Annotated in this window: 10 protein-coding genes, 1 tRNA gene and 1 pseudogene; 7 read left to right on the top strand and 5 right to left on the bottom strand. The window is 64.9% G+C overall.

What is annotated here, in order from left to right; translation table 11 throughout:
- Positions 1-4 precede the first annotated feature (4 nt).
- On the bottom strand, positions 5-1,036 hold the full coding sequence (locus RXV88_RS12455) for a patatin-like phospholipase family protein (protein WP_316293314.1): 1,032 nt from the start codon (positions 1,034-1,036) through the stop codon (positions 5-7).
- A 160-nt stretch (positions 1,037-1,196) separates the two neighbouring features.
- Positions 1,197-1,970, bottom strand: a complete 774-nt coding sequence (locus RXV88_RS12450) for a 3-hydroxybutyrate dehydrogenase (RefSeq protein ID WP_316293312.1) — start codon at positions 1,968-1,970, stop codon at positions 1,197-1,199.
- A 297-nt stretch (positions 1,971-2,267) separates the two neighbouring features.
- Here RXV88_RS12450 and RXV88_RS12445 point away from each other — a divergent pair, with 297 nt between their 5' ends.
- Positions 2,268-4,085 carry an extracellular solute-binding protein gene (locus tag RXV88_RS12445; RefSeq protein ID WP_316293310.1) on the top strand — a complete coding sequence of 606 codons (1,818 nt, stop codon included), beginning with the start codon at positions 2,268-2,270 and terminating at the stop codon, positions 4,083-4,085.
- Positions 4,086-4,088: 3 nt separating this feature from the next.
- Positions 4,089-4,202 (top strand): entericidin EcnA/B family protein, encoded by a 114-nt coding sequence (locus RXV88_RS12440; protein WP_316293308.1) that lies wholly within the window; start codon positions 4,089-4,091, stop codon positions 4,200-4,202.
- Positions 4,203-4,316: 114 nt separating this feature from the next.
- Here RXV88_RS12440 and RXV88_RS12435 read toward each other — a convergent pair whose 3' ends face one another.
- Positions 4,317-4,940, bottom strand: coding sequence for an XRE family transcriptional regulator (locus RXV88_RS12435; protein WP_316293306.1), 624 nt, complete (start codon positions 4,938-4,940; stop codon positions 4,317-4,319).
- Positions 4,941-5,008: 68 nt separating this feature from the next.
- Here RXV88_RS12435 and RXV88_RS12430 point away from each other — a divergent pair, with 68 nt between their 5' ends.
- The 5 genes and pseudogenes from RXV88_RS12430 (at position 5,009) to RXV88_RS12410 (ending at position 10,619) form a co-directional block, all read left to right on the top strand.
- The gene (locus RXV88_RS12430) at positions 5,009-6,523 is read left to right on the top strand and encodes a class I adenylate-forming enzyme family protein (protein ID WP_316293304.1); all 1,515 of its coding nucleotides are present in this window, start codon (positions 5,009-5,011) and stop codon (positions 6,521-6,523) included.
- A 68-nt stretch (positions 6,524-6,591) separates the two neighbouring features.
- Positions 6,592-7,236 (top strand): DsbA family oxidoreductase, encoded by a 645-nt coding sequence (locus RXV88_RS12425; protein ID WP_316293302.1) that lies wholly within the window; start codon positions 6,592-6,594, stop codon positions 7,234-7,236.
- Positions 7,237-7,322: 86 nt separating this feature from the next.
- Positions 7,323-8,510, top strand: a pseudogene (locus RXV88_RS12420) (multidrug effflux MFS transporter).
- A 161-nt stretch (positions 8,511-8,671) separates the two neighbouring features.
- Entirely contained in the window at positions 8,672-9,886 is a 1,215-nt protein-coding gene (locus RXV88_RS12415; RefSeq protein WP_316293301.1) for an NADP-dependent isocitrate dehydrogenase, read from the top strand.
- Positions 9,887-9,998: 112 nt separating this feature from the next.
- Positions 9,999-10,619 carry a YitT family protein gene (locus RXV88_RS12410; RefSeq protein WP_316293299.1) on the top strand — a complete coding sequence of 207 codons (621 nt, stop codon included), beginning with the start codon at positions 9,999-10,001 and terminating at the stop codon, positions 10,617-10,619.
- Between the two features lie 242 nt (positions 10,620-10,861).
- Here RXV88_RS12410 and RXV88_RS12405 read toward each other — a convergent pair whose 3' ends face one another.
- Positions 10,862-14,530, bottom strand: coding sequence for a vitamin B12-dependent ribonucleotide reductase (locus RXV88_RS12405; RefSeq protein WP_316293296.1), 3,669 nt, complete (start codon positions 14,528-14,530; stop codon positions 10,862-10,864).
- A gap of 459 nt (positions 14,531-14,989) precedes the next feature.
- Positions 14,990-15,066: transfer RNA gene (locus RXV88_RS12400), tRNA-Pro, on the bottom strand.
- Positions 15,067-15,079 lie beyond the last annotated feature (13 nt).

Raw genomic sequence — 15,079 nt, 5'->3', positions numbered from 1 at the left:
CGCCTCAGCCGAACATCGCGCGCAGATCCGCCGTCTGGCGCACGCAGAGATCGTCGCGCGACTGGTCCAGGAACGCCCCCGCCGCGCGCCGTCCGGCCTCTTTGAGCTGCGCGATGACCGTCGGCACGGGCACAAGCTTGGTCGCAACCGACAGCGCGTTCATCAGCGCATCGTCCGCGATCATGTGAATGCGCAGATGTCTCATCGTGCCCGGCTGCAGCGATCCGTCCTCCAGCAGCCGCTGAACGAAGTCGATGGCCCTGAGTTCACGCAGCAGCGAGGAGTTGAAGCTGATCTCGTTGATCCGGTTCTGGATCTCGGGCGGCGTCACCGGCAGCGCCTCGCGCCTCAGCGGATTGATGTTCACGATCACGATGTCGTCGGGCAGATCGGGCTCGAAAAGCGGAAAGAGCGCCGGGTTGCCGGTATAGCCGCCGTCCCAGAACGCCTCGGTCACGCCGGTCTCGGGGTCCTCCAGCTCAACAGCCTGAAAGAGCGTCGGCAGACAGGCCGAGGCCATGATCGCCTCGGGCGTGATCCGGTCGCCCTGGAAAATCCGCACCTTGCCGTCGCGCACATTTGTGGCGCCCACAAAGAACGCAGGCCCCTCGGCCGCGCAGACCCGGGTGAAATCGAACCGCGCCACGATCCGCGCCAGCGGATTGCTGTAGAACGGGCCCCAGGAATAGGGCGACACCGCCCGCCCCAGGCTGTCGCCCACCGCATAGGGCAGGGAATATTCCACCGCCCGGCTGACCAGCTCGGGCCGCGGCAGCCAGGCGTTCAGCCACTCGGGCAGGCGCATGTCGTCGATGGCGCCGATCTGCGCCCAGACCCAGTCGAGGTTTTCCCGCGCGCCGGCATTGCCGCCCTTGAGCAGCCCCGCCTTGACCGCCGCCCCGTTGAGCGCGCCCGCAGAGGCGCCCGAGATCCCGGCGATCTCGATCTCGTCTTCCTCCAGCAGCCGGTCGAGCACCCCCCAGGTGAATGCCCCATGCGCGCCGCCGCCCTGCAAGGCCAGATTGATCCGCTTCATATCCTCGTCACCCCTCAAACTTCGCAGGCACGGGGCCCGCCCTTTCACTGATCCTTAAATATCCCGGGGGTGTTGGGGCTGGCCCCCACTTAACCCGGCGTGTGGGGGCTGGCCCTCACTTGACCCGGCGTGTGGGGACCAGCCCCCACTCCGCTATCGGTCACTGCGCGGTCCATCCTCCGTCCGCGGCAATCGACGTCCCGGTGATCTGCGCCGCGCTGTCCGAGCACAGGAACACCGCGATGCCCGCCAACTGCTCGACCGTGACGAATTCCTTCGACGGCTGCTTGGCCAGGATCACCTTTTCCACCGCCTCGTCCTCCGAAATCCCGTATTCCTTGGCAGTGTCCGGGATCTGCGCTTCGACCAGCGGTGTCAGCACATAACCCGGGCAGATGGCGTTGCAGGTGATCGGCTCTTTCGCGGTCTCCAGACCCACAACCTTGGTCATGCCCACCACGCCGTGCTTGGCGGTGACATAGGCCGATTTGAACGGGCTCGCGCGCAGCCCGTGCCCCGAGGCGACGTTGATCACCCGCCCCCAGCCGGCCTTGCGCATCATCGGCAGCGCCGCGGCGGTGGTGTGAAACACCGAATTCATGTTGATCGCGATGATCGCGTCCCATTTCTCGGCCGGAAAGCTGTCGATGGGCGCCACGTGCTGGATCCCTGCGTTGTTCACCAGGATGTCGCAGGCCCCGGCCTTTTCGATAAGCCCCCGGCACTCCTCGGCCTTGGACATATCCGCCTGGATGTAGCGCGCGACGACCCCGTGATCCTGGGCGATCTCGCTTGCCAGAGCATGATCGTCCTCCGAGTCCGTAAACGAATTGAGCACGACATCCGCCCCTTCGCGTGCGAGCGCGCGCGCGATTCCCAACCCGATTCCCGAGTTCGATCCGGTAACGATCGCGGTTTTGTCTTTCAGCGACATGACCTGGTCCTTTGAGTTATTTCGCAACCGCAGCATGACACGCCGCACCAGCAAAACAAAGGGCCATCGCGCTTTTCGGATGCAATCCCGGCCATGCCTTTGGGCCAAAAAAAAACGCCGGCACGAAGCCGGCGTTAAGTTATTGAGGCAGGTTTCATACAGGCAAGAAACCTATCGAGCAGTGATCTCTGTATAAGCGTTTATGCGCCCGACGCCAAGCTAAAAGTTTGAAAAGGAATGAATCCCTCGCTAGGGTCGCCGCCAAGAAAACAAGAGCAGACGGGGATTGTTTCTAAAATGCGCCTAGATTTTTTCCGAACCGCGGCGCGTCACGGCGCCGCTTTGGGCCTTCTGCTCGGCGCCGCGGTGGCCTGGGCCGAACCCCAGCATGGCATAGCTATGTACGGCGATCCGGCGCTACCACCGGATTTTGTGTCCCTGCCCTATGCCAACCCGGATGCGCCCAAGGGCGGGCGCATCGTCACCGGCGAGGTCGGCAGTTTCGACAGCCTCAATCCGCACATTCGCAAGGGCTCTGTGCCCTGGCAGCTGCGCTTTCTGGCCTACGAGTCGCTCATGGGGCGCAGCTGGGACGAACCCTTCACACTCTACGGCCTTCTGGCCGAATCGGTCGAGGTCGGGCCGGACCGCGACTGGGCCGAATTCACCCTCCGCCCCGAGGCCGCCTTTTCCGACGGCAGCCCGGTCACGCCCGAGGACGTGATCTGGTCCTACGAGACGCTGGGAACCGAAGGCCACCCGCGCTACCTGGGCCTCTGGGAAAAGATCGAAAGCGCCGAACAGACCGGCCCGCAGTCGGTCCGCTTTATCTTCAACACCGAGGACCGCGAACTCGCGCTCCTGGTCGGGATGCGCCCGATCCTGAAAAAGGCGCAATGGGAAGGCAAGGAATTTGCAGAGTCGGGCCTCGACACGATCCCCATCTCGACCGCTCCCTATGTGATCGACGAATTCGAGGCTGGCCGCTTTGTCAGCCTCAAACGCAACCCCGATTACTGGGGCAAGGACGTGCCCTTCATGCGCGGCCAGGCCAACCTTGATGAAATCCGCATGGAATTCTTCGGCGACGGCACAGCCATGTTCGAGGCCTTCAAGGGCGGCATCCTGAATTCCAACCGCGAATTCAACGTCGAGAAATGGGACAGCCAGTACGATTTCCCCGCCATCCAGTCCGGTGACGTGGTCAAATCCGTCGTCCCGCACCAGCGCCCCTCGGGCATCACCGGCTTCGTGATGAACACCCGCCGCGAGGTCTTTGCCGACTGGCGGGTGCGCGACGCGATGCTGCACGCCTTCAACTTCGAATATATCAACGAGACGATGACCGGCTCGAAACAGCCGCGCATCACGTCGTATTTCTCGAACTCGGTTCTGGGCATGCAGGACGGCCCGGCGACGGGCCGCGTGCGCGACTTCCTCGAACCCTTCGCCGACGGCCTGCTGCCCGGCGCGCTCGACGGCTACGCCCTGCCCCAGGGTGACGGCAGCGCCCGCAACCGCGCCAACATCCGCCGCGCCATCGACCTCATGGCCGAGGCCGGCTGGACCGTGCAGGACGGGGTGATGAAGAACGCCCAGGGCCAGCCCTTCACCTTCGAGATCGTCCTGCCCCAGGGCTCGACCGAGGAACAATCGATCATCGACATCTACGCCCAGGCGCTCGAGCGGATGGGCATCACCCCGACGATCACCGCCATCGACCCCGCCCAGTACAAGGAACGCACCAACCTCTACGATTTCGACATGACCTATTACCGGCGCGGTCTGTCGCTGAGCCCCGGCAACGAACAGCGGCTCTACTGGGGGGCCGAGGGCGTGACCGAACCGGGCACGCGCAACTGGATGGGCATGAATTCACCCGCCGCCGAGGCGATGATCGACCGGCTGCTCAACTCCGAAAGCCGCGAGGATTTCATCGCCGCCGCCCGCGCGCTCGACCGGGTGCTGACGACGGGGCGCTACGTGATCCCGATCTACCAGTGGAACATCAGCCGCATCGCCCACGCCAAAGAGTTGAAATTCCCCGAAACCCTGCCGATATATGGCGACTGGATCGGCTGGCAGCCGGATGTCTGGTGGCACGAAGAGGACTGACCCATGCGCATTCTCGCCCTTTTGATCACGCTCGCCGCACTCGGCGGCTGCGCCACGGTCGACGGCATCGGCCAGGATGTGTCGGGTGCGGCCCGCACGGTCGACAGCTGGTTCTGATCCGGCCGCTCACGACAAGGCGCACCGCCGGCCCATTGCGGCCCGAGGTCCCCGCCAAAGCGGGGGCCGAGACAACCAGCGCGCCGAAGGCGCTCCTTGGGATCAGACCTGCGTTCAGACCAGCGACGTGACCCAGAGGATCGTCGCGTCCTCGGGGCTGACCGACACCACGTTATGGCCCATGGTGGCGTCGTAATAGGCGCTGTCGCCGCGGCGCATTTCGATCGGCTCATAGAACTCTGTGTAAAGCCGGATGACCCCCGTCAGCACGTACAGAAACTCTTCGCCGTCGTGGCGCACCCAGCCGTCGAATTCATCCATGTCCCGCGCCCGCACCCGCGCGCGGTAGGGCAGCATCTGTTTCTTGGTCAGATGCTCGGCCAGCAGCTCGTGCTCATAGGTCGCGGTGGCGTGGCTCTGGCCCTCGCCCGATTTCGTCACCGCCAGACGCCCGTTCACCTGATCGCGCTGCGGCGCGGTGAAAAGCTGCGGGACCGAGATCTCCAGCCCCACCGCCAGCTTTTTCAGCGCATCGTAAGTGGGCGACATCTGCCCGTTCTCGATCTTCGACAAGGTCGAGCGCGCCAGCCCGGCCTGCCTCGCGGCCTGCTCCAGCGTCCAGTCGCGCGCCTTGCGCAACTCGCGCACCCGCACGCCCAGATCGAGCGGTTCCGCCACGGCGGTCTCGCCGCTGTCGCGGGCGATCCGGATCAGGGATTTGGGGTCTTTGCCAGCCATGGCTCAGGGCTATACGGGCGCCTGCGGGGTCTTGCAAGCGCCGGGCGCGCGGCTTACCCGGGTGTCTTATGGCGCTCTCTCTGCACGATACCGGGGCCCCGCCCCCCTGCCCCGCCCCCTTCAACCTCGCGCAATACGTGCTCGAGGCCGGGCTTGACGTTCCCGACAAGATCGCGCTGGCGGTGCTGCGGCCCACCGGTGCCAAGCGGATCAGCCACGCCAGCCTGCGCTCGGCGGTGCTGGGCACTGCGACGGGGCTTCTGCACTCTGGGCTCAACCCTGGCGACAAGCTCTTGATGCGGCTGGGCAATACGCCCGAGTTTCCCATCGCCTATCTGGGGGCCATCGCGGCGGGCATCGTGCCGGTGCCGACCTCGTCGCAGCTGACCGAGCCCGAGGTTCAGGCGATCCTTGCCAGCCTCAAACCCGCCGCCGTCCTGCATCAGCCGGGCATCGCGCTGGGCCCGACAAATCTGCCCGTGCTCTCGGCCGAGGCGCTGGACGGCTGGCACGCCCTGCCGCCGGCCGCGTTCGACATGGGCGACTCGAACCGGCTGGCCTATATCGTCTACACCTCGGGCACCTCGGGCACGCCGCGCGCCGTGGGCCATGCCCACCGCGCCGTCTGGGCGCGACGGATGATGCACCGCGACTGGTACGGCCTGCGCCCCGACGACCGGCTGATGCACGCGGGCGCCTTCAACTGGACATTCACACTGGGCACCGGTCTGCTCGATCCCTGGAGCGTCGGCGCCACGGCGCTCGTCCCCGCCGAGGGGGTCGAGATCGCGCAGCTGCCGCTCTTGATCCGGCGCAATGACGCCACGCTCTTTGCCGCTGCCCCCGGCGTCTTTCGCAAGCTTCTGGGCGGGTCGCTGCCCGACCTGCCGCGCCTGCGCCACGCGCTTTCGGCGGGCGAGAAGCTGTCCGAGCCCCTGCGCGCGGCCTGGCGCGACGCCACCGGGACCGAGGTCTTTGAGGCCTTCGGCATGTCCGAATGTTCGACCTTCATCTCCGCCGCGCCGCACCGGCCCGCAGCGCCGGGGGCGCTCGGCATGGCCCAGACCGGGCGGCGCGTGGCCGTTCTGGGCGAGGACGGCACGCCCGTGCCGCGCGGCACCGAGGGCACGATCGCCGTGCACCGGGACGATCCGGGCCTGATGCTGGGCTATGTCGGCGCGCCCGAGGCCACCGCGGCACGCAACATTGGCGAGTGGTTCCTGACCGGGGATCGCGGGATCATGGACGATGACGGCCAGATCACCTATCGCGGCCGCGCCGACGACATGATGAACGCGGGCGGCTACCGGGTTTCCCCGCTCGAGGTCGAGGCGGCGCTGGCCGATCTGCCCGGCATCACCGAGATCGCCGTCACCGATATCGAGGTGAAACCGGACGTGCGCCTGATCGCCGCCGCCTATACCGGGCCTGCGCCGCTCGACGAAGACGCGCTGCTCAAGGCCGCCCAAACCCGCCTCGCCCGGTACAAATGCCCGCGCCGTTTCGTGCATCTGCCGCAGCTGCCGCGCAATCCCAACGGCAAGCTTTCACGCAGCGCCCTGCGCGCGCTGATCCCACTGTGAACGCCATCCGTTCGCCAAGCGCGCCCGAACCTGTTAAACGACCGCAAACAGACACCGAAAGGACCGTCATGGTCACGCTCGACATATTCTCCGATCCGATCTGCCCCTGGTGCTATATCGGCAAATCCTATCTCGACCGCGCGCTCGAGGCCAATCCCGACCACCCGTTCCAGATCCGCTGGCTGCCGTTCCAGCTGAACCCCGACATGCCCGCGGGCGGCATGGACCGGCGCGCCTATCTAGAGGGCAAGTTCGGCGGCAAGGACGGCGCGGTTCAGGCCTATCTGCCCGTGACCCAGCACGCCGAAAAGGCCGGGCTCAAGATCAACCTCGACGCCATCGCCCGCACGCCCAACACGCTTGACGCCCACCGGCTGATCCATTGGGCCGGGATCGAGGGGCGGCAGACCGCGGTCGTCTCGGCGCTCTTTCGCGCCTATTTCGTCGACGGGCGCGATATCGGCGACACCGAGGTGCTGAGCGACATCGCCGATGGCGCGGGGCTCGACGCCAGCGTGATCCTGCGGCTGCTGGGGTCGGATGTGGATGCCGACCAGATCCGCGAACAGGACGCGGCGGCGCGCGAGATGGGCATCACATCTGTGCCGACCTTCATCGTCGCCGGACGGCACGCCGTGCCGGGCGCGCAGCCGCCCGAGCTGTGGTCCAAGGTCATCGCAGAACTGCGCGCGGGCGCTGACCCCGCGGAATAACCGCGCCGCCGGTTGCCTTTTCGGCGCGCGCCCCGCAAAACGGCCCAGCCGCCCTTACCGAGCTGGATTCCGTTTTGCCCCGAACCATGGCCCGCTCCGAATTCATCGCCCTGATCGCGATGATGTTCTCGATCATCGCGTTTTCGATCGACGCGATGCTGCCCGCGCTGCCCGAGATCAGCGCGGCGCTCAGCCCCTAGGACGTCAATCGCGCGCAGCTGGTCGTGACCAGCTTCATGCTGGGCATGGGGGTGGGCACGTTCTTTACCGGGCCTTTGTCGGACGCTTTCGGGCGCAAGCCGGTCATGCTCTGCGGCGCGGTCATCTATATCGCTGCGGCGCTGGTGGCCGCACGGGCGCAAACGCTCGAGGTGCTTTTGGCCGCGCGGGTCGTGCAGGGGCTGGGCGCATCGGGCCCCCGGGTCGTGGCGCTGGCGGTGATCCGCGACCTTTACGCCGGGCGCGGCATGGCGCGGATCATGTCCTTTGTGATGATCGTCTTCTCGCTGGTTCCGGCCATCGCGCCCACGATTGGCGCGGGGATCATCGCGCTCTTTGATTGGCGGGCGATCTTCTGGGCCTTCGTCATTTTCGCGCTGATCGCGTCGGCCTGGCTGACCCTGCGCCTGCCCGAGACGCTGCCGCCCGCGCAGAGACGCCCCTTCCGCCTGCCGCTTCTGGCCGATGCGGTGCGGCAGATGCTGACGCATCCAATCGTGCGGATTTCGATCGCGGTTCAGGCGCTGAGCTTTGGGATGCTGTTCTCGTCGCTCTCCTCGACCCAGCAACTCTTTGACATTACCTTTGGGCGCGGCGAGAGCTTTCCGCTCTGGTTCGGCGGCATCGCGATCGCCGCATCCTCGGCCAGTTTCGTGAACGCGACGCTGGTGATGCGGCTGGGGATGCGGGTTCTGGTCACGGCGATGCTGACGGCGCAGGTCGCGCTGTCGGGGCTGATGATCGTGCTGTGGCAGTTCGGCCCCGCCGACTGGGCCTTTGCCGGTTTCATCGTCTGGCAAGCGTCGTTGTTCTTTCAGGCCGGGATGACCATCGGCAACCTCAACGCCATCGCGATGGAGCCGATGGGCCATATCGCCGGCATGGCCGCATCGGTGATCGGCGCGCTCGCCACGGTGGTGGCGGTGATGCTGGCCGTACCGGTGGGGCTGATGTTCGACGGCACGCCGTTGCCACTGGCCACCGGCATCTTTGTCGAGGCCTGCATCGCGGTGATGCTGATGGTGTACATGCGCCGGGTCGAGCAACGCCTCTGACGGCTCTCCTACCTGCCGGATTTCCGGGCGAGAGCCGCCGCCCTGCCTGTCTTGCCAGCATCCCCGTCACTTTCGGTATGCAATGGCATACAAAGCTTTCCCCAGCCCCCGATATGCGCTAAGGCGGCGGCGAAACCGATCACGCCAGCGAAAGGCCGCCCATGTCCAGGATCAAGGTAGAAAACCCCATCGTCGAAATGGACGGCGATGAAATGACCCGCATCATGTGGGATTTCATCAAGCAAAAGCTGATCCTGCCCTATCTCGACATCGACCTGCTTTATTACGATCTGGGCATCGAGGAACGCGACCGCACCAACGACCAGATCACCATCGACGCCGCCGAAAGGACCAAAGAGGTCGGCGTCGCCGTCAAATGCGCCACCATCACCCCCGACGAAGGCAGGGTCGAGGAATTCGGGCTGAAAGAGATGTGGCGCAGCCCCAACGGCACGATCCGGAATATCCTTGGCGGCGTGGTCTTCCGCACGCCGATCATCTGCCGCAACGTGCCGCGGCTGGTGCCGGGCTGGACCAAGCCCATCGTGATCGGCCGCCACGCCTTTGGCGACCAGTACAAGGCCACCGACATGAAGTTCCCCGGACCGGGCAAGCTGAGCATGAAATTCGTGGGCGAGGACGGCACGGTGATCGAGAAAGAGGTCTATGACGCGCCCTCGTCTGGCGTCTACATGGGGATGTACAACCTCGACGACAGCATCGCCGATTTCGCGCGCGCATCGTTCAACTATGGGCTCGACCTCGGCTGGCCGGTGTATCTGTCGACCAAGAACACCATTCTCAAGCAGTATGACGGCCAGTTCATGCTGATCTTCCAGCGCATCTTCGACGAAGAATTCCGCGACAAGTTCGAGGCGAAAGGCATTGAATATCAACACAGATTGATCGACGACATGGTCGCCTCGGCGATGAAATGGTCGGGCGGGTTCGTCTGGGCGTGCAAGAATTACGACGGCGACGTGCAGTCGGATACCGTGGCGCAGGGCTTTGGGTCGCTGGGGCTGATGACCTCGATCCTGATGACGCCGGACGGCAAGGTCGTCGAATCCGAGGCCGCCCACGGCACCGTCACCCGGCATTACCGCCAGCACCAGGCGGGCGAGGCCACCTCGACCAATTCCATCGCCTCGATCTATGCCTGGACCGGCGGGCTGAAGCACCGCGCCAAGCTCGACGGCAACCAGGCGCTGATGACCTTCGCCAAGACGCTCGAGCGGGTCATCATCGACACGGTCGAATCGGGGTTCATGACCAAGGATCTGGCCCTGTTGGTCGGCCCGAACCAGGGCTGGCTGACCACGATGGGCTTTCTGGAGAAGATCGACGAGAACCTGAACAAGGCGCTGGCGGGCTGATCGGCGGCAGTGTGACGCTTTTCCGGGCAAAACGGCTGGCGCATACCGGCCATGCGGGCCGCTGGTGGCCAGAGCGCTTGACCGACGCGGAATATGTCATAATTCCTGACCCATGTTGCTTCTGGAGACACCCCCCGCCAACCGCCACACCCTCGCCGAGGACGTGCATGGCATCCTGATCGGCGCCATTCTGGTGGCGCTGTCGATCCAGTTTCTGCGCGCGGCCGACCTCTTTACCGGGCAGATCGCCGGCACCGCGCTGGTGATCAGCTATCCCACGGGATGGTCCTTCGGGCTGACCTTCTTTCTGCTGAACCTGCCGTTCTACGTGCTGGCGGTGCGCCAGATGGGCTGGCGCTTTACGATCAAGAGCTTTGCGACCGTCGCGCTGATGTCGGGTCTGGCGGATGCCTTCCCGCTCGTGCTCGACCTCGGGCCGGTGCCGCCGGCGCTGGGGGCCACGCTCTTTGGCGTTCTGGCGGGCGTCGGGCTTTTGTCGCTCTTCCGGCACGGCGCAACGCTGGGCGGCATCGGCATCGTCGCGCTCTGGCTGCAGGACCGGCGCGGCATTCTGGCGGGCAACACACAGCTTTGCTTTGACCTCTGCGTCTTTGCCGTGGCGCTGACGTTGTTCGACTGGCAGACGGTGGCCTGGTCGCTGCTGGGGGCTGCGATCCTGAACGGGATCATCACGGTCAACCACCGCCGCGACCGCTACGTCGCGCAATCCTGACGCGCAACGACGCAAGCCCTGCCGGTGGCCACTAGGCGCGCCACAGTCCCGGGCCCGCCCCGGGACCACGCCGCCACCAACCGCATGAACAATCCCGCGCAAGGCCCTCATACCAAAAGAAAAAGGGCCCCCGAAGGGACCCTTGAAAGTTTCGCTGACAGGGTTCTCTTGATACACCGCCCGAGTTTTCTGCCTGCGGCCCTGTCCGCGTCAGGGGCGAGCGCACCCGCCCCAGAACCGTTTCAGCTACAGCCCGACGTGCCGCCGCAGGTGTTGCACTTCATGCAGGTGCCGTTGCGCACCAGCGTGTAGTTGCCGCATTCGCCGCAAGCCTCGCCCTCATAGCCCTGCATCTTGGCCTTGACGCGGGCGTCCATCGACAGCGTGCTGCTGCTGCTGGAAACCGTGGTGGTCGACACCGACACCGACGCGGCTTCGGGCACCAGGGTCTGAAGCGCCGCCGACGGATCGTCCGGCACGGCGAAGGCCGTGGCCTGGCCGCCCTGCAGCACGATCAGTTCCTGCGGCAGGCGCTTGCGCAGGTAGCCGGTCGAGCTGATCTGCTTGAGCACCTCCAGCGACCTGGACGCAGCGCTTTCGCTCAGCTCCTTGACGTTGCTGACGCCCTCTTCCTCGCCGCGGCCGATGTCGTCGAAGGTGGCGCCTTCGGGCTTTACATGGGCCAGGTCGGTCCGGTCGAGATAGGACACGGCCAGTTCGCGGAAGATGTAGTCGAGGATCGAGGTGGCGTTCTTGATGCTGTCGTTGCCCTGCACCATGCCCGCCGGTTCGAACTTGGTGAAGGTGAAGGCATCGACGAACTCTTCCAGAGGCACACCGTATTGCAGGCCGACCGACACCGCGATGGCGAAGTTGTTCATCATCGCCCGGAAGCCCGCGCCTTCCTTGTGCATGTCGATGAAGATCTCGCCCAAGGAGCCGTCCTGGTATTCGCCGGTGCGCAGATAGACCTTGTGCCCGCCGACGATGGCCTTTTGCGTATAGCCCTTGCGGCGCTCGGGCATCTTGGTGCGGCCCATGGCGCGCTCGACTTCCTTGATCACGATCTTTTCGACGATCTTCTCGGCCAGCACCTGCGCCTTTTCGGTCTGCGAGCCGCTTTCCAGCACCTCGGCGGCCTCGTCGTCATCCTCGACCAGGGCGGCGGCCAGTGGCTGGCTCAGCTTGGACCCGTCGCGGTAAAGCGCGTTGGCCTTGACCCCCAGCGACCACGACAGCTCATACGCCGCCTGGCAATCCTCGATCGAGGCGTCGTTGGGCATGTTGATCGTCTTCGAGATCGCGCCCGAGATAAACGACTGCGCCGCGGCCATCATGGTGATGTGGCTTTTCACCGACAGGAAGCGCTTGCCCTTCTTGCCGCAGGGGTTGGCGCAATCGAAGATCGGGTAATGCTCGAGCTTCAGATGCGGCGCGCCTTCCAGCGTCATGGTGCCGCAGACGTGGTCGTTGGCGGCCTCGACGTCGGCCCGGGTAAAGCCCAGATGCTTGAGCATGTCGAAGGTCGGATCGTTCAGCTTATCGGCCGGGATGCCCAGAACCTCGCGGCAGAACTCTTCGCCCAGGGTCCACTGGTTGAAGACGAAGCGGATGTCGAAGGCCGTGGCCAGCGCGCCCTCGACCTTCTCGATCTGCGCGGGGCCAAAGCCGTGGCCGATCAGCGAAGTGTGGTTGATGCCGGGCGCATTGCCCATCGTGCCGTGGCCCACGGCATAGCTGACGATCTCTTCGATCTGGCTGCTGGAATAGCCCTGCTTTTCAAGCGCCGCCGGCACCGACCGGTTGATGATCTTGAAGTAGCCGCCGCCAGCCAGCTTCTTGAACTTCACCAGCGCAAAATCCGGCTCGATGCCCGTGGTGTCGCAATCCATCACCAGCCCGATGGTGCCGGTGGGCGCGATCACGCTGGTCTGCGCGTTGCGATAGCCGTGCTTTTCGCCCAGCCGCAGCGCTTCGTCCCAGCTCGACATCGCCAGCTCGACCAGGGTCGAATCGGGGCAGTTGGCGTGATCGAGCGGCACCGGCTTGACCGCCAGGTTCTCGTAGCCCGTGGTCGCGCCATAAGCGGCGTTGCGGTGGTTGCGGATGACCCGCAGCATGTGCTCGCGGTTCTTTTCGAACTTGGCGAAAGCGCCCACCTCACCGGCGATCTCGGCCGAGGTGGCATAGCTCACACCGGTCATGATCGCGGTCAGCGCACCACAGAGCGCCCGGCCCTCGTCACTGTCGTAGGAATAGCCCATGTTCATCAGGAGGCCGCCGATATTGGCGTAGCCCAGACCCAGCGTACGGAAGTCATAGCTGAGCTGCGCGATCTCCTTCGAGGGGAACTGCGCCATCAGCACCGAGATTTCCAGCGTCAGCGTCCAGAGCCGCGTGGCGTGCATGTAATCCTCGGCCTGGAACACGCCGTCCTTGAGAAAGGTCAGCAGGTTCATCGACGCCAGGTTACAGGCTGTGTCGTCGAGGAACATGTATTCCGAGCACGGATTCGAGCCGCGGATCTCGCCGTCTTCGGGGCAGGTGTGCCAGGCGTTGACGGTGTCGTGGAACTGGATGCCCGGATCAGCGCAGGCCCAGGCGGCGTGGCCCACCTGTTCCCACAGATCGCGCGCCTTGATGGTCTTGGCGACGCTGCCGTCGGTGCGGCGGATCAGCTCCCAGTCGGCATCCTCGCGGACGGCCTTGAGGAAGGCGTCGGTCACGCGGATCGAGTTGTTGGAGTTCTGGCCCGAGACCGAGGCGTAGGCCTCGGAGTCCCAGTCGGTGTCATAGGTCGGGAATTCGATGCTGGCATAGCCCTGGCGCGCGTAATCCAGAACCCGCTTGACGTAAGTCTCGGGGATCGAAACCTTTTTCGCCGCGCGGATCGCATTTTTCAGCGCGTCGTTCTTCTTGGGGTCATAGGCGTCGGCCTCGGCCCCGTCCCAGGCGCGGATCGCCTCGAAGAGACCGTTGAGCATTTTCTCGTGCATCTTCGACCCGGCGACGATGCTGGCGACCTTCTGCTCTTCCTTGACCTTCCAGTTGATGAATTCCTCGATATCCGGGTGGTCGGCGTCGCAGATCACCATCTTGGCGGCGCGGCGCGTGGTGCCGCCCGACTTGATCGCGCCCGCCGCGCGGTCGCCGATCTTGAGGAAACCCATCAGGCCCGACGACTTGCCGCCGCCCGACAGCGGCTCGCCCTCGGCGCGCAGGCTGGAAAAGTTGGTGCCGGTGCCCGAGCCGTATTTGAACAGACGCGCCTCGCGAACCCAGAGGTCCATGATGCCGCCGTCGCCCACCAGATCGTCGCCCACCGACTGGATAAAGCAGGCGTGCGGCTGGGGGTGTTCATAGGCGGATTTCGAGCGGGTCAGCTTGGCGGTTTCGTGGTCGACATAATAGTGCCCCTGGCTGGGGCCGTCGATGCCGTAGGCCCAGTGCAGGCCGGTGTTGAACCACTGCGGGCTGTTGGGCGCGGCGCGCTGGGTGGCCAGCATGTGGCGCATCTCGTCGTAATAGGCGCGGGCGTCGTCCTCGGTGGTGAAATAGCCGCCCTTCCAGCCCCAATAGGCCCAGGCGCCGGCCAGACGGTCGAACACCTGCTTGGACGAGGTTTCGCCGCTGCGGGGCGTGTCCTTGGACGCAGGAACCGAACGCCAGAGAAACTCGGGCACGCCCTTTTCCTCGACGCGCTTGAGCTCGGTCGGCACGCCTGCCTTGCGGAAATATTTCTGGGCGATCACGTCGCTGGCGACCTGGCTCCACTTCGCGGGAACCTCCAGTTCGTCGAGCCGGAACACGATGCTGCCGTCGGGATTGCGGATCTCCGACGTCGTGGTGACAAAGTCGATCTCCGCATACGCGTCCTGACCGGCCTTGGTGAATTTACGTTCAATTTTCATGTCGCTGCCCCATGTCCCAGCATTATCAACCCGTCTGCCCCGTAGTTTCGGGCGCAGGGACGAAAGCAACCGGCCCAGGCAGATGCCTGGATGAGACCGGAGTTCGGCCCGGTGGTGATGCTGTTTCTGTCCCTGAGCGGTCCGACCACTACATCTTGTGGTTCGTCGACCGGCCCGCACAAACTGACGTATCCAGAGGCCCACCGTCAACGGCTTTTTTTAGGATTCGGTCATACTTTTTTTGTTGACCCCGGGCCCCTGAGGCCCCCTGCCGAAGCCCCCGGATGATTCATCCCCAGAAGGTTAATCCTTCCAATGCATGAACCATTGCGAAAAACCGCCGATTCCGGGGGAGTTATCCACAGAAGCTGCGACATTGGATGAAGACGGATCTTAACGCCCCAATGGGGGTGTTCCGCAGCCGGCCACTAGATGTTGTGTGATGGGGGTGTTGCAAAATGGTCGGGGCGATAGGATTCGAACCTACGACCTACGGTACCCAAAACCGTCGCGCTACCAGGCTGCGCCACGCCCCGACAGGCCCGCTTT

Origin of the sequence: Aestuariicoccus sp. MJ-SS9 (genome assembly GCF_032586235.1) — a bacterium.
Lineage (GTDB): Bacteria > Pseudomonadota > Alphaproteobacteria > Rhodobacterales > Rhodobacteraceae > Aestuariicoccus.
Note: the sequence above shows the minus strand (reverse complement) of the source record. Positions and strands in the feature narration are given on the sequence as shown.